Origin of the sequence: Pontibacter sp. FD36, assembly GCF_015686655.1 — a bacterium.
In the GTDB taxonomy this organism is placed as follows: Bacteria; Bacteroidota; Bacteroidia; order Cytophagales; family Hymenobacteraceae; genus Pontibacter.
On the sequence record NZ_JADPMP010000002.1, the window covers coordinates 108,164 to 134,274 of the forward strand.

General features: G+C 50.3%; 25 protein-coding genes. 13 read left to right on the top strand and 12 right to left on the bottom strand.

Annotation, left to right across the window (positions count from 1 at the left end; all coding sequences use genetic code 11):
• Window positions 1-6: 6 nt before the first annotated feature.
• A complete protein-coding gene (locus tag I0P70_RS02895; RefSeq protein WP_196114699.1) occupies window positions 7-1,632 on the bottom strand; it encodes an ABC-F family ATP-binding cassette domain-containing protein in 1,626 nt (541 codons plus the stop codon).
• A gap of 332 nt (window positions 1,633-1,964) precedes the next feature.
• Between I0P70_RS02895 and I0P70_RS02900 the strand changes: the two genes are divergently transcribed.
• Window positions 1,965-2,435, top strand: a complete 471-nt coding sequence (locus I0P70_RS02900; protein WP_196114700.1) for a DUF4199 domain-containing protein — start codon at window positions 1,965-1,967, stop codon at window positions 2,433-2,435.
• A gap of 49 nt (window positions 2,436-2,484) precedes the next feature.
• Complete coding sequence (locus I0P70_RS02905) at window positions 2,485-2,943, top strand: DUF4199 domain-containing protein (RefSeq protein WP_196114701.1); 459 nt, start codon at window positions 2,485-2,487, stop codon at window positions 2,941-2,943.
• A 93-nt stretch (window positions 2,944-3,036) separates the two neighbouring features.
• Here I0P70_RS02905 and I0P70_RS02910 read toward each other — a convergent pair whose 3' ends face one another.
• The gene (locus I0P70_RS02910) at window positions 3,037-3,267 is read right to left on the bottom strand and encodes a hypothetical protein (RefSeq protein WP_196114702.1); all 231 of its coding nucleotides are present in this window, start codon (window positions 3,265-3,267) and stop codon (window positions 3,037-3,039) included.
• 314 nt (window positions 3,268-3,581) lie between these two features.
• On the opposite strand from I0P70_RS02910, the gene I0P70_RS02915 reads away from it, so the two are divergent.
• The gene (locus I0P70_RS02915; protein WP_196114703.1) at window positions 3,582-3,983 is read left to right on the top strand and encodes a hypothetical protein; all 402 of its coding nucleotides are present in this window, start codon (window positions 3,582-3,584) and stop codon (window positions 3,981-3,983) included.
• Between the two features lie 51 nt (window positions 3,984-4,034).
• On the opposite strand, the gene I0P70_RS02920 is transcribed toward I0P70_RS02915, so the two are convergent.
• Window positions 4,035-4,424: a hypothetical protein gene (locus tag I0P70_RS02920; protein WP_196114704.1), complete on the bottom strand. Its 390-nt coding sequence runs from the start codon at window positions 4,422-4,424 to the stop codon at window positions 4,035-4,037.
• Window positions 4,425-4,693: 269 nt separating this feature from the next.
• Between I0P70_RS02920 and I0P70_RS02925 the strand changes: the two genes are divergently transcribed.
• Complete coding sequence (locus I0P70_RS02925) at window positions 4,694-5,509, top strand: murein L,D-transpeptidase catalytic domain family protein (RefSeq protein WP_196114705.1); 816 nt, start codon at window positions 4,694-4,696, stop codon at window positions 5,507-5,509.
• Between the two features lie 80 nt (window positions 5,510-5,589).
• Here I0P70_RS02925 and I0P70_RS02930 read toward each other — a convergent pair whose 3' ends face one another.
• A complete protein-coding gene (locus tag I0P70_RS02930) occupies window positions 5,590-5,781 on the bottom strand; it encodes a hypothetical protein (RefSeq protein ID WP_200805479.1) in 192 nt (63 codons plus the stop codon).
• Window positions 5,782-6,040: 259 nt separating this feature from the next.
• Here I0P70_RS02930 and I0P70_RS02935 point away from each other — a divergent pair, with 259 nt between their 5' ends.
• The gene (locus tag I0P70_RS02935; protein WP_196114706.1) at window positions 6,041-6,850 is read left to right on the top strand and encodes a M48 family metalloprotease; all 810 of its coding nucleotides are present in this window, start codon (window positions 6,041-6,043) and stop codon (window positions 6,848-6,850) included.
• A gap of 41 nt (window positions 6,851-6,891) precedes the next feature.
• Window positions 6,892-7,800, top strand: coding sequence for a diacylglycerol kinase family protein (locus I0P70_RS02940; protein WP_196114707.1), 909 nt, complete (start codon window positions 6,892-6,894; stop codon window positions 7,798-7,800).
• Between the two features lie 7 nt (window positions 7,801-7,807).
• Here I0P70_RS02940 and I0P70_RS02945 read toward each other — a convergent pair whose 3' ends face one another.
• Complete coding sequence (locus tag I0P70_RS02945) at window positions 7,808-9,037, bottom strand: metallophosphoesterase (protein ID WP_196114708.1); 1,230 nt, start codon at window positions 9,035-9,037, stop codon at window positions 7,808-7,810.
• Window positions 9,037-9,672, bottom strand: a complete 636-nt coding sequence (locus I0P70_RS02950; RefSeq protein WP_196114709.1) for an LON peptidase substrate-binding domain-containing protein — start codon at window positions 9,670-9,672, stop codon at window positions 9,037-9,039. Before I0P70_RS02950 ends, I0P70_RS02945 begins: the two co-directional genes overlap by 1 nt.
• Window positions 9,673-9,830: 158 nt before the next feature.
• On the opposite strand from I0P70_RS02950, the gene mtgA reads away from it, so the two are divergent.
• A complete protein-coding gene (gene mtgA, locus I0P70_RS02955) occupies window positions 9,831-10,568 on the top strand; it encodes a monofunctional biosynthetic peptidoglycan transglycosylase (protein ID WP_196114710.1) in 738 nt (245 codons plus the stop codon).
• Window positions 10,555-11,046: a DUF4440 domain-containing protein gene (locus tag I0P70_RS02960; RefSeq protein ID WP_196114711.1), complete on the top strand. Its 492-nt coding sequence runs from the start codon at window positions 10,555-10,557 to the stop codon at window positions 11,044-11,046. The genes mtgA and I0P70_RS02960 overlap by 14 nt, the downstream gene beginning before the upstream one ends.
• Window positions 11,047-11,225: 179 nt before the next feature.
• On the opposite strand, the gene I0P70_RS02965 is transcribed toward I0P70_RS02960, so the two are convergent.
• From I0P70_RS02965 to I0P70_RS02980, 4 genes are all read right to left on the bottom strand, one after another.
• Complete coding sequence (locus tag I0P70_RS02965; RefSeq protein WP_196114712.1) at window positions 11,226-12,365, bottom strand: App1 family protein; 1,140 nt, start codon at window positions 12,363-12,365, stop codon at window positions 11,226-11,228.
• 57 nt (window positions 12,366-12,422) lie between these two features.
• Window positions 12,423-13,256 (bottom strand): M48 family metalloprotease, encoded by an 834-nt coding sequence (locus tag I0P70_RS02970; protein WP_230391959.1) that lies wholly within the window; start codon window positions 13,254-13,256, stop codon window positions 12,423-12,425.
• Window positions 13,257-13,475: 219 nt separating this feature from the next.
• The gene (locus I0P70_RS02975) at window positions 13,476-16,325 is read right to left on the bottom strand and encodes a pitrilysin family protein (RefSeq protein WP_196114713.1); all 2,850 of its coding nucleotides are present in this window, start codon (window positions 16,323-16,325) and stop codon (window positions 13,476-13,478) included.
• A gap of 89 nt (window positions 16,326-16,414) precedes the next feature.
• A complete protein-coding gene (locus I0P70_RS02980; protein ID WP_196114714.1) occupies window positions 16,415-16,825 on the bottom strand; it encodes a hypothetical protein in 411 nt (136 codons plus the stop codon).
• Window positions 16,826-16,964: 139 nt separating this feature from the next.
• Between I0P70_RS02980 and I0P70_RS02985 the strand changes: the two genes are divergently transcribed.
• Window positions 16,965-18,032: a DNA topoisomerase IB gene (locus tag I0P70_RS02985; RefSeq protein ID WP_196114715.1), complete on the top strand. Its 1,068-nt coding sequence runs from the start codon at window positions 16,965-16,967 to the stop codon at window positions 18,030-18,032.
• A gap of 250 nt (window positions 18,033-18,282) precedes the next feature.
• On the opposite strand, the gene I0P70_RS02990 is transcribed toward I0P70_RS02985, so the two are convergent.
• Window positions 18,283-19,884 carry a hypothetical protein gene (locus tag I0P70_RS02990; RefSeq protein ID WP_196114716.1) on the bottom strand — a complete coding sequence of 534 codons (1,602 nt, stop codon included), beginning with the start codon at window positions 19,882-19,884 and terminating at the stop codon, window positions 18,283-18,285.
• 47 nt (window positions 19,885-19,931) lie between these two features.
• Entirely contained in the window at window positions 19,932-21,581 is a 1,650-nt protein-coding gene (gene pgi, locus I0P70_RS02995; RefSeq protein ID WP_196114717.1) for a glucose-6-phosphate isomerase, read from the bottom strand.
• Window positions 21,582-21,807: 226 nt separating this feature from the next.
• On the opposite strand from pgi, the gene I0P70_RS03000 reads away from it, so the two are divergent.
• The 4 genes from I0P70_RS03000 to I0P70_RS03015 all read left to right on the top strand — a co-directional run bounded on the left by I0P70_RS03000 (window position 21,808) and on the right by I0P70_RS03015 (window position 26,111).
• Complete coding sequence (locus I0P70_RS03000; protein WP_196114718.1) at window positions 21,808-21,993, top strand: hypothetical protein; 186 nt, start codon at window positions 21,808-21,810, stop codon at window positions 21,991-21,993.
• 123 nt (window positions 21,994-22,116) lie between these two features.
• Window positions 22,117-22,863 (top strand): HAD family phosphatase, encoded by a 747-nt coding sequence (locus I0P70_RS03005; protein ID WP_196114719.1) that lies wholly within the window; start codon window positions 22,117-22,119, stop codon window positions 22,861-22,863.
• Between the two features lie 31 nt (window positions 22,864-22,894).
• Window positions 22,895-23,716 (top strand): trehalose-phosphatase, encoded by an 822-nt coding sequence (otsB, locus tag I0P70_RS03010; protein ID WP_196114720.1) that lies wholly within the window; start codon window positions 22,895-22,897, stop codon window positions 23,714-23,716.
• Complete coding sequence (locus tag I0P70_RS03015; protein ID WP_196114721.1) at window positions 23,709-26,111, top strand: glycoside hydrolase family 65 protein; 2,403 nt, start codon at window positions 23,709-23,711, stop codon at window positions 26,109-26,111. The genes otsB and I0P70_RS03015 overlap by 8 nt, the downstream gene beginning before the upstream one ends.

Genomic DNA, 26,111 nt, shown 5'->3' on the forward strand with positions numbered 1-26,111 from the left:
TATACGCTATACCTTGGCTGTGGCGTACATTTTTTTGCGGAGCTCCTTGATGTTGTCATCTGACAGGTACTCCTCGTAGCCCATGCGCTTGTCGATGATGCCACCAGGTGTCAGCTCAATGATGCGGTTGGCGATCGTGTCCACAAACTGCAAATCGTGTGAGGAGAACAGGATGGTGCCGTCGAAATCACGCAGAGAGTTGTTCAGTGCCGTGATCGACTCCAGGTCCAGGTGGTTGGTAGGCTCGTCAAACACGAGCACGTTGCCCGACTGAAGCATCATGCGCGAGAACATGCAACGCACTTTTTCACCTCCCGACAGCACGTTGGCTTTCTTAAGCGACTCTTCGCCCGAGAACAGCATGCGGCCCAGGAAACCACGAATAAAGCTTTCGTCTTTCTCGGTAGAGTATTGACGCAGCCAATCCACCAGGTTCAAGTCGGTAGCGAAAAACACCTGGTTGTCTTTCGGGAAGAATGAAGCTGTGATCGTTGTGCCCCACTTAAACTCACCCGAATCAGGCTGCTCTTCTTCAAATAGAATCTTGAAGAATGTAGAAGCGGCAATATCGTTTCGGCCAATCACGGCAATTTTATCACCCTTGTCTACCATGAATGAGATATCAGTGAAGATCGGTTGTCCGTCAACTGATTTGCTCAGGTTCTCTACATGCAGGATCTGGTTACCTGCTTCGCGCTCTGGTTTGAAGGCGATGTATGGGTACTTGCGTGATGAAGGCTGAATGTCTTCTACGGTCAGTTTCTCGAGCAACTTAGCACGTGAGGTCGCCTGCTTCGACTTGGAAGCATTGGCGCTGAAGCGACGGATGAATTCCTCCAGTTCTTTACGCTTGTCTTCTGTCTTCTTGTTGGCATCGGCACGCTGTTTCAGAGCCAGCTGGCTTGACTGGTACCAGAAGCCATAGTTACCTGCAAACATCTTGATCTTGCCAAAGTCGATGTCGGCTACGTGCGTACACACAGCATCCAGGAAGTGACGGTCGTGCGACACAACAATCACTGTGTTTTGGAAATTGTCCAGGAAATTCTCCAGCCACATGATCGACTCAGCGTCCAGGTGGTTGGTAGGTTCGTCCAGAAGCAGGATGTCCGGGTTGCCGAAGAGGGCCTGCGCCAGGAGCACACGTACTTTCTCGCTACCGCTCAGGTCCTTCATTAATGAGTAGTGCAGGTCTTCGCTAATGCCAAGACCGCTCAGGAGCTCTGCTGCCTCATACTCAGCGTTCCAGCCTTCAAGGTCAGCAAACTCGCCTTCGAGCTCAGCCGCACGTTCGCCGTCAGCTTCTGTAAAGTCTGCCTTGGCATAGATGGCGTCTTTCTCCTGCATGATATCAAACAGGCGCTTGTGGCCCATGATAACCGTCTGCAAGACCGGGAATTCGTCGTACTCGAAGTGGTTCTGCTTCAGTACTGCCAGACGAGCGTTGGCTGGTATCTCTACAGTCCCGGTGTTGGGATCAATTTCACCGGAAAGTATTTTCAGAAAGGTAGACTTGCCCGCGCCGTTAGCCCCGATAAGGCCATAGCAGTTGCCAGGCAAAAACTTGATGGTTACGTCTTCAAACAGGGTACGCTTGCCATAAGACAGGCTTACATTGTTGGTGCTGATCATAGATAGCTTAAAATGAGTATATGAAACGATTGCGGTGCAAAATTACGAAATAAAAACCGTCTTTTTTTCAAATTGCTGTAAACCAATGGGCTAAGGCGTAGCTACGGGTTGGTTAATTGCTTTTAAATGAAGCGATTCGGGCTATATTCTGAAAAATTTATGGCTTAAATCACAACGCCACGCCACTTTCTCTAGTATATTGATTTAATTATATACGGCAGATTGCACCTGCTTTGAAGAGCATTGCGCAAGGCAAGCTCTGTTTTATAACCAATCGTGCAACTAATCTGTTCATTTTAAAAACTTAGGATTTATATCAAAATAGTATTCATATGGCACTATCAAAAATCACATATCAAAAGGTATCGCTTAAATATGGTATTTTCGTGGGTATAGCGCACGTGCTCTTTTTTCTGATCATGCGCCTGCTTAACCTGCAAAACAGAATAGAGCTCTCCTTCCTTAGCTCCATCTTCCTGATCATCGGTATAGCAGTGGCTATTTCTCAATTTAAGAAAGCGAAAGGAGGGAACATCAACTATTTCCAGGGCTTGGCCATAGGAGCGACCACAGGTGTGGTTTCCTCTACCATACTGGCTCTTTTCCTGGTGCTGTATGTTACCGGGCTGGATACAGCATACCTGGCTAACCTACAGTCAAGTTCACTTTTCCCGGTAAGTTTGTCAGTGCTTTCACTATTTGTACTAACCATTATCTACGGTACAATTCCGGGATTTATCATCGCGTTTGTCGCCATGCAGTGGTTTAAACGTGCAGACCATGCCGTACCAGAGCGTATTTAATGAGCGGCTTTCACTTTAATAATTTGAATAAGACACCCGATACACCACTATGGAAAAAATTGGCCTCAAATACGGCCTGTTCACGGCACTGGGACTGATCGTTTACTTTTTGCTGATGAAGCTTGTTGGCCTGGAGCAGGTCATTGAGCTGCGCTTTCTGAACGGTGTGATCATGGCAATAGGTGTTACCATGGCCATTCGTGCTTATAAGATAAGCCGACAAGGCAACATCGGATATTTCTCTGGGCTTGGTACAGGCATTATCACATCCGCCCTGGCAACGGTACTGTTCGCAGTATTTATGGTCATCTACATCAAAGCTTTTGATGATGCGCTGCTAAATGTGCTGGCCGGCGAGCAGTTCTTCGGTGGGCGTATGGCCATCACACCTGGTATTGTGATCTTCATGGTCTTGATGCTGGAGGGTGTGATATCCGGCTTTATGGTGGCCTTCATTGCCATGCAATGGTTTAAGCGCCGCGACCACAAAGTACCCGGCAGCCCGTGATAGATGTAAGCTTATAGCAGACAAGATATTTCCAAAAAGAGAGGCGGCCCGGAAAATTCCGGGCCGCCTCTCTTTTTGGATTTTACTGCCGTCTCAACTTACCAGGTTGTCGGGCCGCTGTATAATTTGTACAACTACTTCATGTAAATCGCCTTCCTCATCTTTTAGTTTATAAATGACCATCGGGTTGTCTGCATCATGTATGGGGGTGATATTGACAACTTTACCCGCGTCCAGCTTGTCTTCGAGCTGTTGCGTCAGGTCTTGAAATGCTTTTGCGAAGTTAACCTCAAGCGAACTGGGATTATAATATTTGGTTTTCATGGTTATTTCACTTTATATGGAGGGAGCCGCCTTTGCGGAACCGGGAGCCACTGTTAAAAATACTATTTCGAGGGTTTTTCTTTTTATACTGTTATCGGGTGGCTTAGTTACGGTATAGCTGATTTTGAATACAAGTTGTTTTTATAGTTTAAAATCATTTTGAAATCTTGCTATTTATGTAATATTTGCACTAAGCTATGCTATTAGAAAAATATAAAAAATATGCCTTTTTGAGCTGAACTAATGTAATGTAATTCCGTTCATAACACTAAACAACTGAGAGTAGCCGTTTGCCGGCGAAATACCCGAATACCATGAAAAGAATTATACCCATACTGATTATACTAGGACTCACCCTTAGCACTGCACAAGCGCAGCGGCTTAAGGAATCGGACGACGATCTGGACAAAAAGGTACTGGCTATCAACCTGACTGGCCCCCAGATGGCGATCCTGGAAATGAAGCGCGAACTGAATCTGAGCGAAGAGCAACTGATGCAGGTAGAACTGTTACATGAGGAGCGTTACCAGCGGATGGCTGAAGCTGAAATGAATCTGGAAGACCCACTGAAACTGCAACGTACTTACAGAGAGATACAGATCCAGCTGGACAAGGTTTTGGCTGGCATCTTGACCGAAAAACAGTTGAAACAGTTTTTGGAACTGGAAGGACGTCAACACGTTAATTTACTGACTGGTAATGAAGAGGAAGAATAACTGTCTCTGCTCCTGAAAAAAACAAAGCCCACCATATGGTGGGCTTTTTCATTAGTTTGAAACAGGTAGCGGTCGCAGGTAGGTGATTTCACTCACCTTGCTGAGCGCATTAAAACGAACCTCAGCCCGGTTTGCCTCGGAGAGCTTGTTTCGCTCACTGCAATGTGATCCCGGTTCAAAATAGTAAATGAATACACGCTGCCCACGGCGCATCAGCTGCTCCGCATCGGGTTTCCCAAGTATATCTTTGACTTCCTCCTCCGGGCGTCCGTAAAGCTCGCGGCGTATTCCATCAAACTCTTTTACCATCGTACTGCGTTGCCCCTGGCAACCTCTCTTGTCCTGCTGCCATTTATCGCTGTCAAAGCCTTCAATGCGGGTCGGGTCAGCGCAACCCAACAGCAGCATCAGTAATAGGGTATAGAAGTAGTACGTTTTCATCTGTGATTCTCTTACCTCAAAATTGCAGCATCCGACTTTGGCATACAAGTAAAAGCACCAATTTATAAAACAGAAAACGGCTTAAGCCGAAATAATATACTTGCCATACATACTAAGCTGCAGGTCCACATGCGTTTAGCATATATGTGGAGCCGGCGAGCTTTACAATAGACCGCATATGGGATATAAACAAGGTAAAAGGGAACAATTGTTGTGTTTTTCCCTGTTAGTACTGTAATTGCGTAAAACCCTATAAGTAGAATAACCCTATGATAAGAGCTATTGTCACCTCTTTTGCCCTTAGTTTCATGCTTGTTGCCACTCCTGGTGGGGCCCGACACGATGAGTCGGAGCCGAAGGAACGCACGGCTGAAACCGTTCTGACTTCCACTTCACTTGCCCGCTTGTCCTTAGCCGAGAAAAAACTTGCCTTCGATGAGCATGTGCAGGAGGTGTACAACAGATCGGGTTTAAAGACGGCCGGACTTTCTTTCAGTGTGTTTGAGCGGGCTTATACCGGTTACCATAACTTTAAGCAGGACGGTCTGACGGCAACTGACAGGCAGATACTCACAGTTGTTGACTTCACCAAGCCGAGCAATCTGAAGCGCATGTGGATTATTGATCTGGATGCAAATAAAGTACTTTATAACAACCTGGTGGCCCATGGCCGCAATACAGGCAATGTAAGAGCAGAGAAGTTTTCGAACGAGCCTAACTCCAACATGAGCAGCATGGGCTTCTACCTCACCAATAAGACTTACTATGGCAAGCATGGGCTTTCCCTGCGCTTATCAGGTATGGATGAGCAGTATAACTCCAAAGCCATGGAGCGTGCCATCGTGCTGCACGGTGCTGACTACGTAAGCGATGATTTTGTAAAGCAGTATGGCCGGTTAGGTCGTAGCCTGGGATGCCCGGCTGTGCCACGGGCTATTTCGGGTGACGTGATCGAGCTGATCAAGGACAATACCGTGCTGTACATTCACAGTGCAGACAAGGCCTATACCTCGGACTATCTGAACTTAGAGCGAGCCGTTGAGGGCTTCGCAGCGCTACAGGGTACATCGCCCGTTAGTGCATAGCAAGTAAGCCATCCAAATAAAACAGAAAATGCCACGCCGATAATCCGGCGTGGCATTTTCTGTTTTATTCGTTTAGATATTTAGGTCTGGTCCTTCGTCGTTTTAACCAGGTTGATACCCGCAAAGAAAAAGATCAGGCCTACTACAAAGGGTACTGCGGCCGTGTACTGGCCAATAGCCGCACCATCGCCTCCCATCACAAAAGCATATGCCCCCCAGATGATGCCGATTATACCTAGTATGGTCAGAATGGCACCGAATGTTCGTTTCATATTCATGATATTTCGTTTTAGTTGAAGCTGCTTTCGCAGCAATTTTAATGTATTACGAATTTCATATAAAATAGGGTAGCTATTTATACTCCTTCTACCTATACCTGTCCTCTTCTGCTCGTTTTTTTCCGCGCGATTGCGTATACTTTTTAGTGCAATAAAAGTATATGATGAGGCAGCATACCCGACTGACTCAGATACTTTTGTGCGATTGGCTAAGGATTTGAATGGTAGTTAAAAAATTAAGGAGAAGCGAAAGATGAGAGCAGTCATGAAGTTGATCGTCGCCGTTCTGATCGCGGCGGTATCACTGGTCACTTACTGGTGCAACAGGCAGGAAAATGAGCATACCGGCCAGATGCAGCACGTAGACATGACCGTAGAGCAAGAGATCGCCCTGGGACTGCAGACCGCTCCCAAAATGGCATCTCAATACGGTGGGTTGCACCCTGACGAACAGGCGAGAGCGCAGGTAATTGAAATAGGGCAGCGCCTTGTTCAAAGTACCCGTGTCAGAGAAACACCTTATAAGTTCGATTTTCACCTGCTGGCTGATGAAAATACAGTAAATGCCTTCGCCTTGCCCGGTGGGCAGATCTTTATAACGGCTGGCCTGCTACGTCGCCTCAGCTCAGAAGCGCAACTAGCAGGAGTGCTGGGTCATGAAATAGGGCATGTAGTTGGGCGGCACTCTGCCCAGCAACTGGCCAAGGCAAAGCTCACCCAGGGCCTTACCGGCGCTGCTGCCATTGCCACTTATGATCCGAATAATCCTGCCTCGCAAACCGGTGCCGTGGCAGCTGCTATGATTGGGAAACTAATGAACATGCGCTATGGCCGGGAGGATGAGTTGGAGTCGGACAAGCTGGCGGTGCGCCTGACAGGTGAGGCTGGTTATGACCCGCGAGCCATGATAGAGGTGATGCGAATTTTGGAGGAGGCTAGCGGTGGAGCCAGTGGTCCTGAGTTCACTCAAACCCACCCAAACCCAGGTAACCGTATAGCTGAAATAGAGCGTGCCATCCAACAGGAATATCCAAACGGCTTGCCCGCTGGTTTGATCGAATAAGCCATCAGACTGAAACCATCCAAAGACACCACAACAGCAGCATGCAACAAGAGGATAAAATCAATAACCTGCTATTTGTTATCAACCCCATCGCAGGCGACATAGACAAAAGTGAGCTGGAGGAAGAGATAAGGACTACCTGTGCCGAGCATCAGCTGAACTGCACTATTTACCGGACCACTGGTGCAGGAGATCAGGATCATGTAAAGAAACAAATCGAGCACCATCATTACGATGCGGTGTTTGCTGTTGGCGGCGATGGTACCGTTAGTCTGGTAGGGGCTCTGCTAATAGGTAGTAAGACGCCCCTGGGCATCATCCCACTTGGCTCAGGCAACGGACTCTCAAAGGACCTGGGTATACCGCAGGACACAGAGGAGGCGCTGCAGCTGATTCATGAACACGTGGTACGCAACATTGACACCATTGACCTGAACGGCCAGCCTTCCATTCACCTGAGTGACCTGGGGTTCAATGCGCTCGTCGTAAAGCGATTCTGCGAGGGCGATAAGCGAGGTCCGGGAGCCTATGCCTGGATAGCCTTGCAGGAATACATGAACTACGAACCAAAGTACTACCGCATTGAAACGGACACGGAGAATTTTGAGGGAGAGGCTTTTATGGTTACGATTGCCAATGCCAATGCCTTTGGGAGTAATGCCGCCATCAACCCGAGTGGAATTCTGAACGACGGCCGTTTTGAGATCTGCCTGATCGAGCCTTTTCCAAAGGCGGCAGCCCCGGCGCTGCTGTTCCGCATGTACACTGACAATATCGACGGATCGGTCTATACCCGCCGTATCAGCTGCCACAAAGCTACTGTGTACAACATCGACCATGAAGTAGTGCACATCGATGGGGAGCCGGCTGAGTTGGGAGAGGAGATCAAAGTAACGATGCACCCCAAAAGTCTGAAAGTCATTCTGCCTATACCTGAGGAGGAGGTATAATAGAAAATTATACCTCCTGCGTCTGCTCTTTGGGCTGCAAGACGGAGCCAAGCTCTTTCCTGAAAACTACGGCTCCGGGTTTTGAGACATTTTCCCCCTCTGTCACCGCTAGGGCTTCTATCCATACCTCACCGGTATCATAATAGTTTAGTACAAAAAAGCCCCGCTGCTCCAGCGTAAAGGTAGCTTTGCCGCCCTTCTTCACGAATGATGTTTTACTCCCTGACCCGCTGACGATGTAATGGTTGTCCCGTACCTCAAAGTGCTGCAGGTTATGGTCATGCCCGGCCACATACACGATGTTGCTGTACTGATGGAAGATACGAAGCAGGCGTTTGCGCATTTTGCGGTATTTGCGGTGCGACATGTCTTCATAGGCCCCGAACATTTTGCGGTAAAAAGGATATAGCGAGCCAAAGATCGGCAGCGGAATGTAAAAGCGCTTGTGGGCAGCTGTCAGCGGGAATATGTGCTGCTTGATCGTGAACTTGCCACCATGAAGGGCATTGCTGTAAAGTGGATGATGCGCGGCCACCACAATACGCTGGTGTCTGTTTCTTCTTAAGATCTTATTCAATCGCAGGAAGAAATCCTCGATATCATCATAGGGACAGCCTTGTTTGCGACCCATGGGCTTTTCGCCGCGCTGCACCCACCACTGTGTGTTGATGATCACCAGCAGCAGCCCGTCGGCTAATTGTATGGCATCCGGGCCCGGACAACCATGGCGTGGCAGGTAACTGCATTCATCCTGCAGCGTATCCACCACATACTTTTCCTGTCGCAGCACATATTCCAGTCCTTTTTTGCGCCCTTTGTTCCAGTCATGGTTACCGCTCAGAAAGATCTTGCGTCCTGCATACGCTCCCATTTGGTGCAACAGAAAGTCCAGGCGCTCTTTGGCGGCAGGGTAGTGGCGGTGGGTTTCAGCAGGAAGCCCTACTGGGTACAGGTTATCGCCCAGAAACAGGACGCTTCCGTCTGGTCCAATAGTATCCTGCCATTCACCTAATAGCTTCATTACAGGGTCGGTGCCATCGGTCGCCACATAGCCAACGTCCCCCATAAAAGCGATGCTGTGCACCAACCGGGCCTCGGGTTTGGGCAGGCACTTGCGCCAGCCTACATCCGATAGTTTGTAGAAGGGCTTGTTCCGGTATTTAAGCTCCTGCCAGTAGCTGAAAAGCCCAAATACCAAAAATAGCACAGTAGGTATGAGAATAAAGTATAGCAGCATCAGAAGTTGGGTGGTGTGAGGTTTTTGAAATGCCCATTGAGCTTGACACGTTCCTTCAGCTTTTCAGTTTCGGCTACAATAGGTAATACCTGTTCAAGGTGCTGCAGAATCATCTCTTGCCGCAGAGCCTCACTGTTACACTGCAATAAGGTATATTCCTGTTCTGTATTAAGGCCTAAATGGTGGGCCACGTCAAAAGAACTGAAGTTTTCAGGTAGATCCATCAGGATACTGCTTATACCTAAGGCGGTATACAGTTCCTGTAGCTTCTCTCGTATCTTCAACTTCGTCACGATATCCTCATCCTCCAGGTTCTCTACTTCCTCTACTTTGCCCCCTGCATACAGCCTGCCTGGCGCCTGTCTGTCAAACTCCAGTATCTTGAATATGCCCAGTCCCTGGGTACGTATATCCATCTCCCCGGTGTCGTATTTTTTCTCGACGTGCAGCAGTTTGATCTCCGTGCCATAAAGTCCTACACCATTGTTGATGAAGGCGGGTATCCCAAAAGTGCCCTCGTTTTCGATGCAGTCGTGGACCAGCTGCTTGTAGCGTGGCTCGAAGATGTGCAGGTTCAGCTTCTCGCCCGGAAACACCACGATATTCAACGGAAACAATGGCAGATACTTTTGCATGGTCTATTCTTTAGCTTAATAACAGGCAAGTAGAGGTTTTGTATATGGAATACGGGTATGATCAGAGCCGTGTTAAGTATCTTAATTCAGTCAGGTTGCTTTTGTTGCATTATAAGCCAAAACACTTAGCTTTGCGCACTTATTTTCAACCTCTTAAAATGAAAAAGAAACGGCTGGGCTTTCGCGAGATCAGGCTCGTCACTACAAAGCTTTTGCTGAGCCTCGTGCTCCTGAGTGTGCTGTGGGTGTTGGTATACCGTTGGGTGGCTCCACCTGTAACGCTGCACATGATTCAACGCCGTGCCGAAGCAGGAACAGCGGGCAAGGATGAGCCTGCGATCAGGTATAAGTTCGTTTCTCTGGAAGAGATGTCGGATCAGCTGCCGCTTGCCGTAGTGGCGTCTGAAGATCAGCTTTTCCTGGAGCACCATGGCTTCGACTTCAACGCCATAGCTGATGCGTTCAAGCGCAACCAGAAGGGAACCAACATCAGGGGCGGCAGCACGATCAGCCAACAGGTTGCCAAGAATGTGTTTCTGTGGCATGGCCGGAGTTACCTGCGCAAAGGAGTAGAGGCTTACTTCACTTTTCTGATCGAACTGCTTTGGGGCAAACAGCGCATCATGGAGGTATACCTGAACATAGCAGAGATGGGAGACGGGGTGTTCGGTGTGGAGGCTGCTTCCCAGAAATACTTTAAGAAACCTGCCTCTGAGGTTGGTCGGCAGCAGGCGGCACGACTGGCAGCGGTTCTTCCAAACCCGATCCGGTATTCTGCCGGGCGACCATCGGCCTACGTAATGGGTCGGCAGTACCGCATAGCCCGTGCCATGGGCCGACTGGGCGGAACAACTTACATCAAAACCATACTTCCCGAAAAAGATGAGAAGAAATAAGTTTATCTGCGCACTGGTCTTATGTATAAGCCTAGCAGGCACAGCCTGTCAGCAGGAGGAAAAGCAGGTGGAGCTTACCACAGATTCTCCAGTTACACAGGACAAAGCGGTAGCTGAAGCTCAGGTACGTGACATGCTGGCCTCGCAGTCGGCTTGCTGGAGCCAGGGTGACCTTGACTGTTTCATGCGGGACTACTGGAAATCAGACTCCCTGCTGTTTGTAGGTAAGAGCGGCCTGACTTACGGCTGGCAAAAGACCCTTGACAACTACCGCAAGAGCTACCCTGATTCGACAGCTATGGGCAAGCTGACCTTCGACTTGAAAGAGATGCGCCACCTGGCTGTCGACCACATGCTGGTAGTAGGTAAGTGGCACCTCCAGCGCGAAGCCGAACTAGGCGACCTGCAAGGTCATTTTTCCATCATTATTAAACGCTTTCCGGAGGGCTGGAAGATCGTAGCGGACCATTCCAGTTAGGAATTTAGTGCATGAGTGAGTTAGTGGATAAGTGATTTATTTATTGAGTTGATAATTGATCAATTTAAGTGTCACTCGTCGAATTCAAATAGATATTTTGTTCGAATTCTATTCAATCAACAATTAACCTTTCATCCCCAAATCACTAACTCACTCAACCACACATTCACTCAATCAATTTACTCATCTCCCGCAGCGTCCACTTCTGTTTCTCGGGCGATTTCGGAGAGTTCCTCATTGAAGATATAGCCACACTGGGCGGCGTGTTTGGCGGCTTCCAGGGTTTCCTTCACAAGTACCATCTCCACTTCTTTACTGTCCTTGAATTCGTCAAAGATTGTAACCACTTTTTTAGTGTGCTTTTCGATGTTTACATCCCGAATGTAAATGGCCAGAACCCGGCCCGGATGGTTACGCACGACCTCGGTGTAAATCTCGGCATCCTGCTGTCCGCTGTCGCCGATCAGGATAAATTTGAGTTCCGGGTAGGTGATCAGTATATTTTCGATTTCCTTGTACTTGTGGCTCATGTGATCGGAGGCCCCGAGCTTGCTTTCATCCATCCCAAAGTCACGCAGTAGGAGCGGACCTTGCGGGATCTCGTTCAGCTCCAGGAAATGATAGAGCAGGTCATAGGTATTCCAGGGGCTGCTGGAGACGTAGAAAAAGGGATTGTTGCGTTTCCCGTTTCGCCCCAGTTGGAGCGACTTGTAAAAGGACGACACGCCGTGAAAAGGTATACGGGAGTGGGCATTGTTAAGCAGTACGTTCCGGCCAGTCTGCAGCATGCTCGTGGCGCCGGTTCGCACAATGGTGTCATCTATATCACTGATGATGCCATACTCTGCATCAGGGGGCGGTACCAGCACATGCGCCTGCGCCTTTACCGGACCATCAAACGCCACTGGGGAATCTGTCAGGTTTATATCGATTGTATGCCAGATGTCTTCCAGCTGCAGTGGCTTTTCGGGGGCGAGGTTCATCACAAAATAACCTTCAATATCCGTCGTGATCTCGTGTTTCTGGTCTTCGAGACATAGCTCAACGCGTGCTCCCGGTATTTCCCGGCTGTTGAATCGCTTGTACATGTTCAGGATGTTCTCCCAGAGCGTATCATTTGCTTCTGACTCCGTGATGCCTTTGTCAACCAGCACGCGGCCCTTTACATACAGGCGGGTGGGAGTACCATAGCTGCGGTAAGTCATGATATGCAGCGGACCAAACATATTGAGTTTGCGACGCAGGTTAAAAGTCAGGGTGTCAAACTTCTCTTCAACTTTTAAGACAGCTTTCGCAGCAGTGTTCTTTATTTTTTTCATAGTGCTTAGGTATGGTGCTTAAACAGAAAGGCCTGCCCTGCGGCAGACCTTTGCTGGTTATAAGTTCAGGCTTCTTTTCAGTTCATTAAAGTCCGTGTTTGTGGCCCCGTCCGTGGAGCAGCCGCGCTGCCGCGCCTGCTGCTGTATGTTTTCAATGCGGTTGTCCGGGTTCGGGTGCGTGCTCAGGAACTCTGGCGGGTTGCTGCCCTGCGCCTGGTCGTTCAGCTTCACAAAAAAGCCGGCTGCTCCGTCACAGGCGTAATAATCGGTGCCGTCCAGGTATACCACAGAGGCGTTGTCGGCCTCGGTTTCGGCTCCGCGGCTGAAACGCAGACCTGCCAGTGTGCCCGCCAACTGACCGGCTATTTGCTGCAGGGTGCCCGCATTGTTGCCCAGTGCTACCGAGAGCAAAATAGCGATGCCGTACTCACGCTGTAATTGCTGTATACTGTGGCGCTTGTCGGCATGGGCAATTTCATGGGCTAATACGCCAGCAAAGTGGTCCTCGTCGTCCAGAAACTTCATCAGGCCGGTATACACATAAATGTGTCCTCCCGGTGCTGCAAAGGCATTCAGAGTCTCGCGGTCATCGATGATTTTCACAGACCAGACAAATTCGTTTCGATACTTGATCTCCCCGGAGTTAAGCACTCGGTTCACGATGCGGTCGAGGTGGGTATAGGCTTTCTGCACATTGGCGTTATTAGAGTTGCGCTCCAGCAGCTTGCCCTGTGCACGAAAAGTGGAGTCTACTTGCCGTGATACCTGCTCACCCAACCGGATGTCATCCTGGGTGGAGAAGATCACTCCTTCATTGTCTTTGCAGCTGCTCATGAAAAACACGCTGACGAAAACAAGTAGCCAGGGTGCCATACGATTGATATACTTCATTATGTAATTAAATTGAAACTATGTGTTTAAGCTGTGCAGGTATAAGCTCTGAAAAGGTACCCTGCGATTTGCTTAAAACTAACGATATTAGATTTTAGTATGCGCTTACGGATTAAAATTAGCCTTGGTTTGAGGGTGGGAGTAGAGGGGTGGCGGTTCAAAACAGTGCAAATAAAAAAGCCCCTGAATTTCAGGGGCTTTTTCCAAGTGTAGTATGGTCTATTTTACGGATGAGGTACCTACGGGGTTGCCGTTGGTATCCAGCTCCACCACATCGTAGCTCAACTTCTGCAGCTCAGGCAACACGGTTTTCTTGTCGCCTACAACTACGATGTGCATTTTGTCTGACGGCAGGTGCTTGGCAGCCAGTGCGTCGATCTCCTGCTTCGTGATGTTGTTCAGTATCTGCGTCTGCTTGCTTACGTAGTCCTTCTTCAGGTCGTAGCGCAGGATGCGGCCCAGGAAGTTCGCCTTCTGAGCAGGCGTCTCGTACTGGCGTGCATCTGACTGACCGATGGAGTTCTTCATGAACTGAAGCTCCTCTTCTGTGATACCCTTTGTTCTGTAATCGTTGATCTCTTTCATGAATTCAACTACTGAAGCGGCAGTGGCATCGGCGCGAACGCCGGCAGATGCCGTGTAAGGACCTGCGAAGCGGCTACCACCGAAGCCTGAACGGGCACCGTAGGTATAGCCTTTGTCTTCACGCAGGTTCAGGTTGATGCGGCTGTTGAAAGCACCACCCAACACAAAGTTCATCAGTGATGTTCTGTAGTACTCACCGGTCGCGTCATAAGGCTGGGCCACGTAACCAATTCTGATCTCTGACTGTGCTGCATCTGGCTTGTCTACGAAGTAGATTTTAGTACCCGCAATGGCTGGAGCTTTCACATCAGCAGGGATGCTCACGTTTTTCTTCTTCCAGTTTTTAAGGAATCCCAGTTTGCCTACAATCTCCTTTTCATCGATATCACCCACGATGACCAACTCAGCTCCTGTAGGCGTGAAGTTGGCAGTGTAGAACTGCTTCACATCGTCCAGGGTAATGCTGCTCACTGACTCCGTAGTTCCTGAAGTAGGTATGGCCATGATGTGGTTTTCGCCATAAAGCAGTTTGTTATATACGCTGCTGGCGATGGCCGTAGGCTGCGTCGACTGGTTGGCTATACCTTCCAGCTGCTGCTTTTTCAAACGCTCAAAGTCATCAGAGGCGAACTTCGGACGGAACAGGCGCTCTTCGAGCAACACAAGTGTTTTGTCCAGGTTCTTCTTCAGCGACTGTACCGTTATATAGGTGTCTTCAGTACCAGAACCGATGCGGATAGAGCTACCCAGTTTGTCGAGCTCGTTGGTGAATGCTTCTGACGAGTAGTTCTCAGTGTCCTCGTTCAACAGGGACGCTGTAAGTGAAGCTATACCTGCTTTTCCAGGATTGTTAGCCAGTAAGCGGTGCCCGCCAGGTATAGTCAGCTGCAGCGTTACAGTTGGAATCTCGTCAGACTTGGTTCCGATCACCTTCATGCCGTTCTTAAACTTCGAGGTATAGAAGTTCGGTACGCTCACCGCTTTGGCCTGGCTTGCTACCGGACGCTTGCTGCGGTCAAACGAGTCAACTGCCTTGGTATAGCTCAGACCGCTGTAATCCTGCGGCTGTGCTACAGACGTGTTGGTGTCAACCGTATAGTTGTCAGCTTTCGCCACCATCTCCGGCTTGCCTTTTGGCACCACGCTCAGGATAACGGCATGCTTGCCTTTGATGTACTGGTTGTACACACGCTTCACGTCGTCTTTGGTCAGCGCGTTGATGCGGCGAATTTCCTCCTGCAGGTAATTCGGGTTGTTGCGGAAGGTCTCGTAAGCAGCCAGTTGTGATACTTTGCCGCTCACGCTTGCCATGCGGTTGATCAGGCTCGACTCGGCTGAGGCTTTGTAGCGCTGCAGGTCTTCGTCAGTTACACCGCGGGTTTCAAACTCAGCGATCGACTTGCGAAGGAGTTCTTCCATCTGAGCCAGCGTGCTGTTTGGATAGGCCATGATGGTGATGCCAAATTCGCCTGCCAGCTCCGAAGTGGAGTTGAAGGCAGAAGCCTGCATCGCTTTCTGCTCTTTTACAAAGTTTTTGTAGAAGATAGAGTTACGCCCCTGTCCCAGGATCTCTGCCAGTACGTCCAGCGCATGCTCGTCTTTGTGACCAGCTTCAGGCACTGGGTACGTCATGCGCAGCATCGGGAAGCGTATGTTGTCCTCGTAAGAGATGTAGCGGTCAGCAGTAAGAGAGGCCAGCATTGGCTTCATGTCCTGCACAGCCGGGCCGGCAGGTATAGAGCCAAAGTATTTCTCCACGAGTTTCACTACATCAGCAGGGTTCACGTCACCACCCACCGTTACAGTGGCGTTGTTTGGTCCGTACCAGCGCAGGAAGAAGTTCTTGAGGTCGTCTACATTCACGCGGTTCAGGTCTTCGATGTAACCAATCGTAGTCCAGGAGTAAGGGTGGCCGTGCGGGTACAGGTGCTGCGAGGTTTTCTCGTACACCAGACCGTAAGGGCGGTTGTCGTAGTTCTGACCACGCTCGTTCTTCACAGTTTCGCGTTGTACCTCAAATTTCTTCTGGGTTACGGCGTCGAGCAAGAAGCCCATGCGGTCAGCCTCTAGCCACAGGGCTGTTTCCAGCTGGTTGCTTGGCACGGTCTCGAAATAGTTGGTGCGGTCGCGGTTGGTCGTACCGTTCAGGGTACCACCGGCGTCAGATACGATCTTGAAGTGCTCTTCATCGGCCACGTTGTCAGAGCCCTGGAACATCATGTGTTCAAAGAAGTGGGCGAAACCAGATTTGCCTACTTCTTCGCGGGCGGAGCCTACGTGGTAAGTTACGTCCACATGCACTACCGGATCGGAGTGATCTTCGTGCACGATCAGGGTCAGGCCATTGGCCAGTTTATACTTTTCGTAAGGTATAACCAGCTCATCGCTTTTCTTGGTTACCTTTTCTACGAGTTTTGTCTGCGCCTCGGCTGCACTGACCACACTGGCCGTGAGCACGATACTCAAACCGATTTTCTGAAGCATATTAGTCTTTTTAGGTGAACGATTGGTCTTATGTTAGGACCAATATAACACATAAAGGTTTAATGCTATAGAAAAATATAGACGAACGCCTATTTTGTCTCGGCAAACACTTGCTTAGCGAACATAACAGACACAGCCAGAGTCAAAAGCGCGACTACCAGCATGGCCGTAGTGAGCAGAAAAGCCATACCTGCCGTTTGGGTGGAGTTAGGCTCCGGGGCTTCCTGTACCATCTCAAGCAGGCGGATAAAATAGGTGCCGGATCGCCATCCGAGTAGCAACGTCAGCAGACCAGCCTCACCAGTACCCAGCAAAAAAGCCCAGCGCTGACGGCGGTTCAGAAAGTGCCCGGCCACCAGCGCCAGCAAACCACCGGCTATACCTGTGATCAGCGCAGTCCGGGCCTGCTCGCCAGCCACGTCTACGGCCACAGCGCCACAGCCCAGCATGAACACGCCAAAGAAGGCGTAGAGGTAAGAGATCTGTTTATGTATGGTCATGGGTATATCATTATCCGAGGCAAATATAAGGGTAAATGTTGAGGAGGTATAAGTAAAAGCTGTTGCACGGTCTGTAAGGCGAATAACTTTTGCACAAGTTTAAAGTATTATGGGCAGGAGGCGCCTAATGCCTCAGCAGATGACTAAGAAAGAACTACACAATTTATATAAAGACCCGGCTCTCTCGGCAGAGTGGGCGGGGCTGCGCTATACCTCTGACGAAAAGCCGGGCATCACCCGCAAAAAAGCCGGTACCGGTTTCTATTACCTCAATAACAAGGGAGAGAAAGTAACAGATGAAAAAACACTTGAGCGCATCAAAAAACTGGTAATACCACCAGCCTGGACTGAAGTCTGGATTGCCACCACACCCCGCGGACATTTGCAGGCGACCGGCCGTGATGATAAGGGCCGGAAGCAGTACATCTATCATCCGGAGTGGCAAACAGCCCGCAACCTGACTAAATTTGGTCGTATGATCACGTTTGGCAAGTCAATGCCAGCCCTACGTCAACAGGTGCAGCAGGACATTCAATCCCGCAAGCTGGACAAGCGTAAGGTGACAGCGTTGGTGGTGTCGATCATGGATAATGCGCTCATCCGGATCGGGAACCGTGCCTACGCCAAGTCCAACAAGTCTTACGGCCTCACCACACTGCGCGACCGGCACGTGACCTTTAATGGCAGTACTGTCACTTTTTCGTTTGTGGGCAAGAAAGGGGTGGAGCAGAAGATTGATCTGAAAGACCGGCGTCTGGCGCAGTTGGTGAAGAAGTGCAAGGATATTCCGGGCTACGATCTTTTTCAATATTACGACGAAGACGGGGAGCGGCAAACACTTGAGTCCGGCGACGTGAACGAATACCTGCGAGACGTGACCGCACACGATTTTACGGCAAAGGATTTCAGGACCTGGGGTGGCACCGTGCGTATGGTGGAGTGCTTGGAGCGGGTGATTGAGGAGGACCCGGAGATCGACAAGGAGAAGGGTATAAAAGAGGCCGTGAAAGAAGTGGCGAAGGGCTTGGGAAACACACCGACTGTTTGCAGCAAATACTATATCCATCCAGAGGTTGTCAATCTCTTTCGGGAGGACAAGCTAATGGGCTTCCTCAAAAAGCATGATCCTACAAAATCCAAAGTCCAACACCTCAGCAGCATGGAAGAGTTTGTGCTGAAAATGCTCGAGAAGAGTTTGAAAGTTTAGGAGTTGAAGAGTCGGGGCTTTTAGTTTGTAGGAATAGTTTTTAGTCCAATTTTGCTGATTTAATGGGTAATAGTCCTTGTTTGCTATCTTGGCAGAAAGGAGAAATTTGGATTTTTAACACAAAGGCAACTCTTCAGATTTCTCCCTTAGGTCGAAATGACACTGAAACGCCTAAGTTAATTCGATTGGATGATTGTCTGTTACAACAGATATACACTCCTAAACTCTCAAACTCCCCAACTCTTAAACTTTAATTTCCTTCCCGGTCGTAGGCGTGCACTCTCACGTCTCGGGTGGTGCGGTCTTTGGCTTCTGTACCGAAATCGATTTCGTTGCCGCGCTCGGTGTCGTAGACGTGGGTCATTTTGCGCCAACCTTTTACAGACGATCTGTCTGTGATTTCGTCTTCTCCTAATCCTCCGTATACTTCCACCAGTATACCTTCTGCTACACCGCCCTCCAACAAAAATTCGTCTTCTCCGTTAAGGCCGTGCAGCGTGATCTTTTCAGTCTCTTTTCTATAGAATATGCGCTGGTACAGCACTCTCTCAGGTATACCGTTTCGGGCAGGACGAATTAAGATGACTTCTGTGCGATCATCATCCAGCCGTTTAACATGAAACCTGTCGTTCTCATCTGTGCCGGCAATGGTCACATGGCTGGCAAGGATTTCGTACATTTCTTCGGCTACCTCCGGTAATTGATCGCGGCGGTTTTTCAGGCTCTGGATGGTGCTTTCTCCCCTGAGGGCGAAAATGGGAGGTGGCAGATTTCTGACTGCTTTTTCGATGGTTTGATCTGTGAGCCTACGCTCTAAATCTTCTGCTATTGCTACCCAATCCGTGCGGGTAAGCTCATGGAGCAGGCGCTCATCTATAAACTCGGCATTGATCATCAGAGCTTTCACATCTTTGATCTTGGACCCAAAAGAGTTGAACTTGCGGGCCATCAGTTTGCTGGTGGCGATAAAAGGTATAGCCCCGTCGTTCATTTTCAGGAATACCTGGTCGCGGTCTTTGGGTATGGGTTTATACCTGATATCCGCCGGTCCTTCCTGATAAGCCGCCCAATCCCACTGGCCCTTATGGCGGTCCCAGTCACCAACTAGCACATCCAGCAGTCGGGCGCGGGCAAAGGCCTTCTGGTCGAAGTGGTGTGTGTTGGTTTCATAACGGTTGCGCAGGGCATCGTCAGAGCCTTCAAAACCTGCCACGTCTCCGAACATACCCAGCGTGTCGGCTATACCTTCAAACTTCTCTTCGAGCATGTATACCTTGCCCTGCACCGCCCCGGCATGTTCTCCAAACAAAGTATCATTGGTGGGTACATAGTAGAGGGTAGGGGATGTATGGTAGATCCCGGCGGCGCTGGCTAAGTCAGGTATGATCAGGGCACCGTAGGGAGTGGCAGAGGAGGTTTGATCGCGCAGTATATTGGTGACAAATGTGGGACGCCAGAACTTAGCCAGCACCAGCACCGGGTCTTTGTCGATGGAGCGGAAAGCGTAAATACGGCCGAGGCTGTCCTGAAGGTGAAAGCTGCTGGTCTGGTAGCCGCCCCCTTTTTTAATGACCTCCATCCCGCCGTTGACGCGTGACAGATCGAACACGGGAAGTTTTACAGGAGTAGTCCAGCTGTCGCGATGGTGGCGACCCCAGAAGAGGCGGTGCAGCCAGCCGCGTTCGTAATGGCGACCTGCCACGACCCATACGCTGTCAGTGCCAGCCGGGGGCAGATCATACTCTCCCGGCTGCACTAACGCGTCTTTTTGGTAAAAATCATTGTCGGCGCAACTGCTCAGCATTAGAGTAAGAAGCAGCAGGAGCGCCATTTTAAGGTATAGATGCTGCATAAGGTGTGAATTCACTCTTTAAACGCAGCACCGTTACAAGGTTTTCGCTATTTTCGTTTTTGTCTGTAGTAGCTGATCAGACCGGCGGTGGAGCTGTCATGCTTAGCCTCCTTGTTGCCCAGTATTTCCTCTTCAATCGTACCGGCCAGTTGCTTACCCAGTTCCACACCCCACTGATCGAAGCTGTACACGTTCCAGATCACGCCTTGTACAAAGGTCTTGTGCTCGTACATGGCGATCAGGCTGCCAAGTGCGTACGGCGTGAGCAGGTCGAACATAATGGAGGTAGAAGGTTTGTTGCCTTCGAATACCTTGTGCGGCACCAGTTGCTCGAGATCTTCACCAGTCATACCTTTCTTTTCCAGCTCGGCACGTACTTCTTGCTCAGTTTTGCCTTTCATGAGGGCCTCGGTCTGGGCAAAGAAGTTGGAAAGCAGCATCGGGTGGTGCTCACTAATCGGGTTGTGGCTGTTGACTGGAGCCAGGAAATCAGAAGGTATAAGAACCGTGCCCTGGTGGATCAATTGGAAGAAAGAGTGCTGTCCGTTGGTGCCAGCCGCACCCCAGATCACAGGCTGCGTCTGGAAGTTCACAAACTTACCGTTGCGCATGGCGGTCTTGCCGTTGCTTTCCATCTGTAGTTGCTGCAGGTACTCTGGCAACAGGCGCAGGTACTGGTCGTAAGGCAGCACCGCATGTGATTGCGCTTCAAAGAAATTCGTGTACCAAACGCTCAGCAAAGCCATCAGCACGGGTATGTTCTGGCGCATCGGTGTATTTTTCAGGTGCTTGTCCATGGCTTCGGCACCACGGAGCAGTTCCTCGAACCTGTCATAGCCCAAGGCGCAGGCCACCGACAAACCAATGGCCGACCAAAGCGAGAAACGTCCGCCCACCCAATCCCAGAAGCGGAAGGTGTTCTCAGGGGCAATGCCGAACTTAGAAACCGCCTCGGTGTTAGTGGAGAGCGCCACGAAGTGTTTGCTCACATGCGCTTCGTCCTTGGCGGTCTCCAAAAACCAGCTGCGAGCCGTATGGGCGTTGGCGATGGTTTCTTTCGTCGTAAACGTTTTGGAAGCGATGATGAAAAGTGTCGTCTCGGGGTCTACTTTGCGTAGCACCTCTGCAGCATCGGTGCCGTCCACATTAGAGATGAAGTGTACCTCAATGTCCGGCTTCTGGTACTTCTTCAGCGCTTCTGTTACCATCTGGGGGCCTAAGTGAGAACCGCCTATACCTATATTCACCACATGCCGCACTTTTTTACCGGTATAGCCCGTCCACTCGCCGCTGTGCAGGCGGTCACAAAAGTCCTTCATCTGGCGCTGCACATCCCGCACTTCCTCCAGCACATTTTCACCATCAACCAGCAGCTCCTGATCGGTGAAGTTTCGCAGGGCGGTATGCAGCACGGCGCGGCCCTCAGTGGCGTTGATCTTCTCGCCACGCAGCATGCTTTCGATGGCGGTGGGCACCTTTGTTTCCTCAGCCAGCTGGGCAAGCAGGTCCAGCGTTTCTTCGGTAATGAGGTTTTTGGAGAAGTCATACAGTGTGCCGTCCACTTCAAAGGAAAACTTTTCGAAGCGCTGCGGATCAGCTTTAAACAGATCGCGCAGGTGCTGATCTTTTAGCTGGGCGAAGTGATCTTCCAGTTTTTTCCAGGCATCGGTGGTGGTCGGGTTATCGGTGTGTAGCATGTTTTATTTTGTATGATGGTTACGGCTGAAACTACTCTGAAAGCTCCTGCAAGGTTGTTTGAATGAGCAGGATTTAAGGCTTAAAGATACAGTATTTTGGGAGCTGGGCTCGCAATCGGCATCATTTAACTTGTAGCTGCGTAGGTTTAAGATTGAAAAGACTGATGCGGGGCTTTATAGTTTTCACACCAGGTTTATCTGAATTACACATTTTAACTTACAGATTATGAAAGAGGAAAAGGATCAACCCATTGATAAAAATTCCCCTAAAGCAAAGATACTGCGCGAGGATGACGGTAAAAGGACGCCGCCCACCCATGCGAAGTATGTAACCGGCGGACAGCATCTCTCGACCCGGCCGGAGCAGGGCCCGGACGTACCACCACATGAACGCACAGAAGGTATTCCGTAGGGGGTAAAAATTCTGCCTGATCTGAATTGTTCACGTACCGGTTTCAGCTTGTCAATGGAGCAATTCAGTTCAGGCAGCTTATCACTTCCCTGGTATTCTTTCTTTTAAACTAACCAATGAATTATGAGTACCCTCCAGCAATTACTTCAGGACAAAAATATAAAAGCGCTGATTCTGGATCTCGATGGTGTCATTACACAAACAGCCCGGGTACATGCCCAAGCCTGGAAGCGAATGTTTGATTCGTACCTGAAACAGCGCGGCGAGAAAGAAGGAAAACGTTACGAACCCCTCGATATTGAAACCGACTACAGGGAACACATTGATGGCATCCCCCGCTACGATGGGGTGCGCAATTTTCTGACCTCCCGCGGTATTACTTTACCGGAGGGCACACCAGAAGACGAAGAAGGCGATGAGACGATTGGAGGGCTTGGGAATCTGAAAAATATGTACTTTCAGGAATTGCTGAAGCAGGAAGGAGTGGATGTATATGAAGACACCATTGCCTGGCTGAAGCGACAGAAGCAACAAGGCATGCGGACGGCTGTGATATCGGCGAGCAAAAACTGTGTGGATGTGCTCCATGCCGCAGGTATAGAGCGGCTTTTTGAAGAGCATGTGGATGGACTGCAGTCGGCTGAGCTGGGACTGAAAGGCAAACCGGCACCCGATATTTTTTTAGAGGCGGCCCGCCGGCTAGGTATAGCGCCCGAGGAGGCGGCTGTGTTTGAAGACGCCCGCAAAGGTGTAAAAGCTGGTAAAGCCGGTGGCTTTGCGCTGGTGGTAGGTATAGACCGTCACCACGATGCTGAAGGCCTGCAGGCAAATGGCGCTGATATTGTCATCAAAGAATTCCCCAAGGTATAAACCGCATTTTCGATATCCCTAATCCAACACTATGATACAGAAACGTGAGGCCCACGAACTTCCCTCGGCCCTCAACCAACTGAATGAACTCAAAGCACAGTTTCAGGGCAAAACGCCCGCAATATTCCTTGACTACGACGGCTGTCTGACACCCATTGTGCAGCGCCCTGAAATGGCTGTTTTGTCCGGCGACATGCGGCAGGCCCTGCAGGAGCTGGCTACTGTCACGAAGGTAGCCGTGGTTAGCGGCCGCGACCGGCAGAATGTGGCGGAACTCGTGCAGCTTGACAACTTGTACTTTGCCGGCTCGCACGGTTTTGATATAACTGGTCCGGGAGGTATGGCCTCAGAGCCGGGTGGAGCCAAAGCCGCTCTGTCCGCTCTTGACAAAGCGGATACCATGCTTCAGGAGAAGCTCAGACAAGTGGAAGGAAGTCAGGTCGAACGCAAGCGCTACGCCATAGCGGTGCACTACCGAAACGTAGCCGACGATCAGGTAGAGATGGTGCGAAAAGCTGTGGATGAGGTGCTAGACTCCATGCCGGAGCTGAAAATTGGCTTAGGGAAAAAAATCTACGAACTCAAACCGAATATTGACTGGCACAAAGGAAAAGCGGTGATGTGGCTGATGGAGGAACTAGGCCTGAACAAGGGCAACTATATCCCGCTCTACATTGGCGACGATATAACCGACGAGGATGCTTTTGCTGAGCTGCAGGGACAAGGTATAGGGATACTGGTAGGGGAGCATGATGACAAGACGGCTGCTACCTACCGCCTGGAAAGTGTGGATGAAGTGCGTGTTTTTTTGGAAGACCTGACAGACTCTATCAAAAAGATAAATCATGGCTGACTGGAGCATCATTTACGATAAGTGGGTCCCCAAAGAGCAAAGCCTGCGCGAAGCACTCTGCACCTTAGGTAACGGCTACATTGCCACCCGTGGCGCATTTGAAGAAGCCCGTGCCGAAGCAGACATTTATTACCCCGGTACCTATCTGGCCGGTGGCTATAACAGACTTACCTCCGAAGTGGCCGGAAAGGAGATCGAAAACGAAGATCTTGTGAACTGGCCTAACTGGCTTCCGGTTTCCTTCCGGCAGTCCGGTGAAGAGTGGTTTCATATGAGTAATGTGGAGGTGCTGGATTTCAAACAGGAGCTGGATATGAAACACGGCACACTTTGTCGCACGGTGCATTTCCGCGACAGCAAAGGCCGTGAGTCCAAACTGAATACCCGCCGCATCGTCAGCATGGCTAACCCACACCTCGCCGCGCTGGAGTGGCAAATGACCCCCATCAACTGGTCGGGAGAAGTGGAGTTGCGTGCCGCTCTGGACGGACGGGTCATCAACAGCGGCGTAGCCCGTTATCGCGAACTCGCTAGTCAGCACCTGGAAACCTTGGATCAGGGGCAGTATGATGAAGAGTGCATGTACCTGGTGGTGCAAACAGTGCAGTCTAAAACGCGTATGGCGCAGGTGGCCCGCACTCGGGTATACCTGAATGGCAACGCCAGCGGTATTATGCCTCAGACCAGGATCGAGCAGGGCTATGTGGAGCATCAATTTAAGCTGCAGGCTACTGAAGGCCAGCCGCTTCGCCTCGAAAAGTGCGTGCTGCTTTATACCTCACGCGACTGGGCCACCTCCGAACCTTTGCTGGATGCCTGTGTCAACATCACCAGGCAAGGGAACTTTGAGGAAGCAATGGAGGTGCACAAGCGGGCATGGCAGCGGCTCTGGAACCGCTGCGACCTCGATACGGCCTGCAACACGAAGGTGCAGTCTGTTTTGCGGCTGCACGTATTTCATCTGCTACAAACTGTTTCCGGCCATACCGTCGACCTCGACGTAGGCGTACCTGCCCGTGGGTGGCACGGAGAGGCTTACAGAGGACACATTTTCTGGGACGAACTGTTTATTTTCCCTTTCCTCAACCTGCACCTGCCTGCCATCACGCGAGAACTGCTCATGTACCGTTACCGCCGCCTGAACGAAGCCCGAAGCGCCGCGAAAGAGTCAGGGTACAAAGGGGCGATGTTTCCGTGGCAAAGTGGCAGCAATGGCCGTGAGGAAAGTCAGGTCATTCACCTCAATCCGCAATCCGGGCGGTGGCTGCCAGACAACACTTACCTGCAGCGGCACATCAGTTCGGCAGTGGCATACAATGTGTGGAATTACTACCAGGCTACTGAAGACATCGATTTCCTCAGCTATCACGGCGCTGAGCTTTTACTGGACATCGCACAGTTCTGGTCAACCATCGCCACACCGAATAAACAAACCGGGCGCTACGAAATCCTGCATGTGGTAGGGCCTGACGAATACCATACCGAGTATCCTGATTCAGATGAAATCGGCCTCAACAACAATGCCTATACCAATGTGCTGGCTGTATGGGTGATTCAGAAGGCGCTGCAACTGAAGGATGTGATCGATGACTCGCGCTTCGAAGAGCTGCTAACCAAACTGCACCTCAGCCCGGATGATCTGACACGCTGGGAGGAGATCAGCAGGCGGATGTATGTTCCTTTTCTGGAAGACACAAAGATCATAGCACAGTTTGATGGCTACGATCAGCTGCAGGAGTTCGACTGGGAGACATACAGAGCCAAACATGGTGAGGCCATGCGCCTCGACCGCATTCTGGAAAGCGAAGGTGACAACGTGAATAAGTACAAAGCCAGCAAACAGGCAGATGTGCTGATGCTTTTTTATCTGTTTTCATCTGAAGAATTGCTTTCCATCTTCAAGCAGCTGGACTACGACTTCAAGCCTGAAAGCATACCGGATAACATTGCCTACTACGAACAGCGCACTTCCCACGGATCCACATTAAGCAAGATCGTGCACGCATGGGTGTTGGCCCGTTCAGACCGCAAGCGTTCCTGGGCTAATTTTGAAATGGCTCTGATGAGCGACCTGGAGGATATACAGGGTGGCACTACGGCCGAAGGTATACACCTCGGTGCCATGGCGGGTACGGTAGACTTAGCGCAACGCGCCTATACCGGCCTTGAGATCCGTGATGATGTGCTGTGGCTGAATCCGGTGCTTCCAGATGAGATGCCCTGCCTCAACATGCAGCTGCGCTATCGGGGACATTGGCTGCAGCTGAATATTACCACTAGGAAAATGATCATCACTTTTGACAAAGGTTGGTCCAAAGAAGTAAAAATAGGTGTTCAAGGCAAAGTCTATACCTTCCAGACAGGTGATCAGAAGGAGTTTGATATTCAGCGATAA

Coding starts and splice junctions, on each gene's coding strand:
- I0P70_RS02895 (WP_196114699.1), bottom strand. CDS start 1,632: ATGATCAGCACCAACAATGTAAGCCTGTCTTATGGCAAGCGTACCCTG.
- I0P70_RS02900 (WP_196114700.1), top strand. CDS start 1,965: ATGGCACTATCAAAAATCACATATCAAAAGGTATCGCTTAAATATGGT.
- I0P70_RS02905 (WP_196114701.1), top strand. CDS start 2,485: ATGGAAAAAATTGGCCTCAAATACGGCCTGTTCACGGCACTGGGACTG.
- I0P70_RS02910 (WP_196114702.1), bottom strand. CDS start 3,267: ATGAAAACCAAATATTATAATCCCAGTTCGCTTGAGGTTAACTTCGCA.
- I0P70_RS02915 (WP_196114703.1), top strand. CDS start 3,582: ATGAAAAGAATTATACCCATACTGATTATACTAGGACTCACCCTTAGC.
- I0P70_RS02920 (WP_196114704.1), bottom strand. CDS start 4,424: ATGAAAACGTACTACTTCTATACCCTATTACTGATGCTGCTGTTGGGT.
- I0P70_RS02925 (WP_196114705.1), top strand. CDS start 4,694: ATGATAAGAGCTATTGTCACCTCTTTTGCCCTTAGTTTCATGCTTGTT.
- I0P70_RS02930 (WP_200805479.1), bottom strand. CDS start 5,781: ATGAAACGAACATTCGGTGCCATTCTGACCATACTAGGTATAATCGGC.
- I0P70_RS02935 (WP_196114706.1), top strand. CDS start 6,041: ATGAGAGCAGTCATGAAGTTGATCGTCGCCGTTCTGATCGCGGCGGTA.
- I0P70_RS02940 (WP_196114707.1), top strand. CDS start 6,892: ATGCAACAAGAGGATAAAATCAATAACCTGCTATTTGTTATCAACCCC.
- I0P70_RS02945 (WP_196114708.1), bottom strand. CDS start 9,037: ATGCTGCTATACTTTATTCTCATACCTACTGTGCTATTTTTGGTATTT.
- I0P70_RS02950 (WP_196114709.1), bottom strand. CDS start 9,672: ATGCAAAAGTATCTGCCATTGTTTCCGTTGAATATCGTGGTGTTTCCG.
- mtgA (WP_196114710.1), top strand. CDS start 9,831: ATGAAAAAGAAACGGCTGGGCTTTCGCGAGATCAGGCTCGTCACTACA.
- I0P70_RS02960 (WP_196114711.1), top strand. CDS start 10,555: ATGAGAAGAAATAAGTTTATCTGCGCACTGGTCTTATGTATAAGCCTA.
- I0P70_RS02965 (WP_196114712.1), bottom strand. CDS start 12,365: ATGAAAAAAATAAAGAACACTGCTGCGAAAGCTGTCTTAAAAGTTGAA.
- I0P70_RS02970 (WP_230391959.1), bottom strand. CDS start 13,256: ATGAAGTATATCAATCGTATGGCACCCTGGCTACTTGTTTTCGTCAGC.
- I0P70_RS02975 (WP_196114713.1), bottom strand. CDS start 16,325: ATGCTTCAGAAAATCGGTTTGAGTATCGTGCTCACGGCCAGTGTGGTC.
- I0P70_RS02980 (WP_196114714.1), bottom strand. CDS start 16,825: ATGACCATACATAAACAGATCTCTTACCTCTACGCCTTCTTTGGCGTG.
- I0P70_RS02985 (WP_196114715.1), top strand. CDS start 16,965: ATGACTAAGAAAGAACTACACAATTTATATAAAGACCCGGCTCTCTCG.
- I0P70_RS02990 (WP_196114716.1), bottom strand. CDS start 19,884: ATGCAGCATCTATACCTTAAAATGGCGCTCCTGCTGCTTCTTACTCTA.
- pgi (WP_196114717.1), bottom strand. CDS start 21,581: ATGCTACACACCGATAACCCGACCACCACCGATGCCTGGAAAAAACTG.
- I0P70_RS03000 (WP_196114718.1), top strand. CDS start 21,808: ATGAAAGAGGAAAAGGATCAACCCATTGATAAAAATTCCCCTAAAGCA.
- I0P70_RS03005 (WP_196114719.1), top strand. CDS start 22,117: ATGAGTACCCTCCAGCAATTACTTCAGGACAAAAATATAAAAGCGCTG.
- otsB (WP_196114720.1), top strand. CDS start 22,895: ATGATACAGAAACGTGAGGCCCACGAACTTCCCTCGGCCCTCAACCAA.
- I0P70_RS03015 (WP_196114721.1), top strand. CDS start 23,709: ATGGCTGACTGGAGCATCATTTACGATAAGTGGGTCCCCAAAGAGCAA.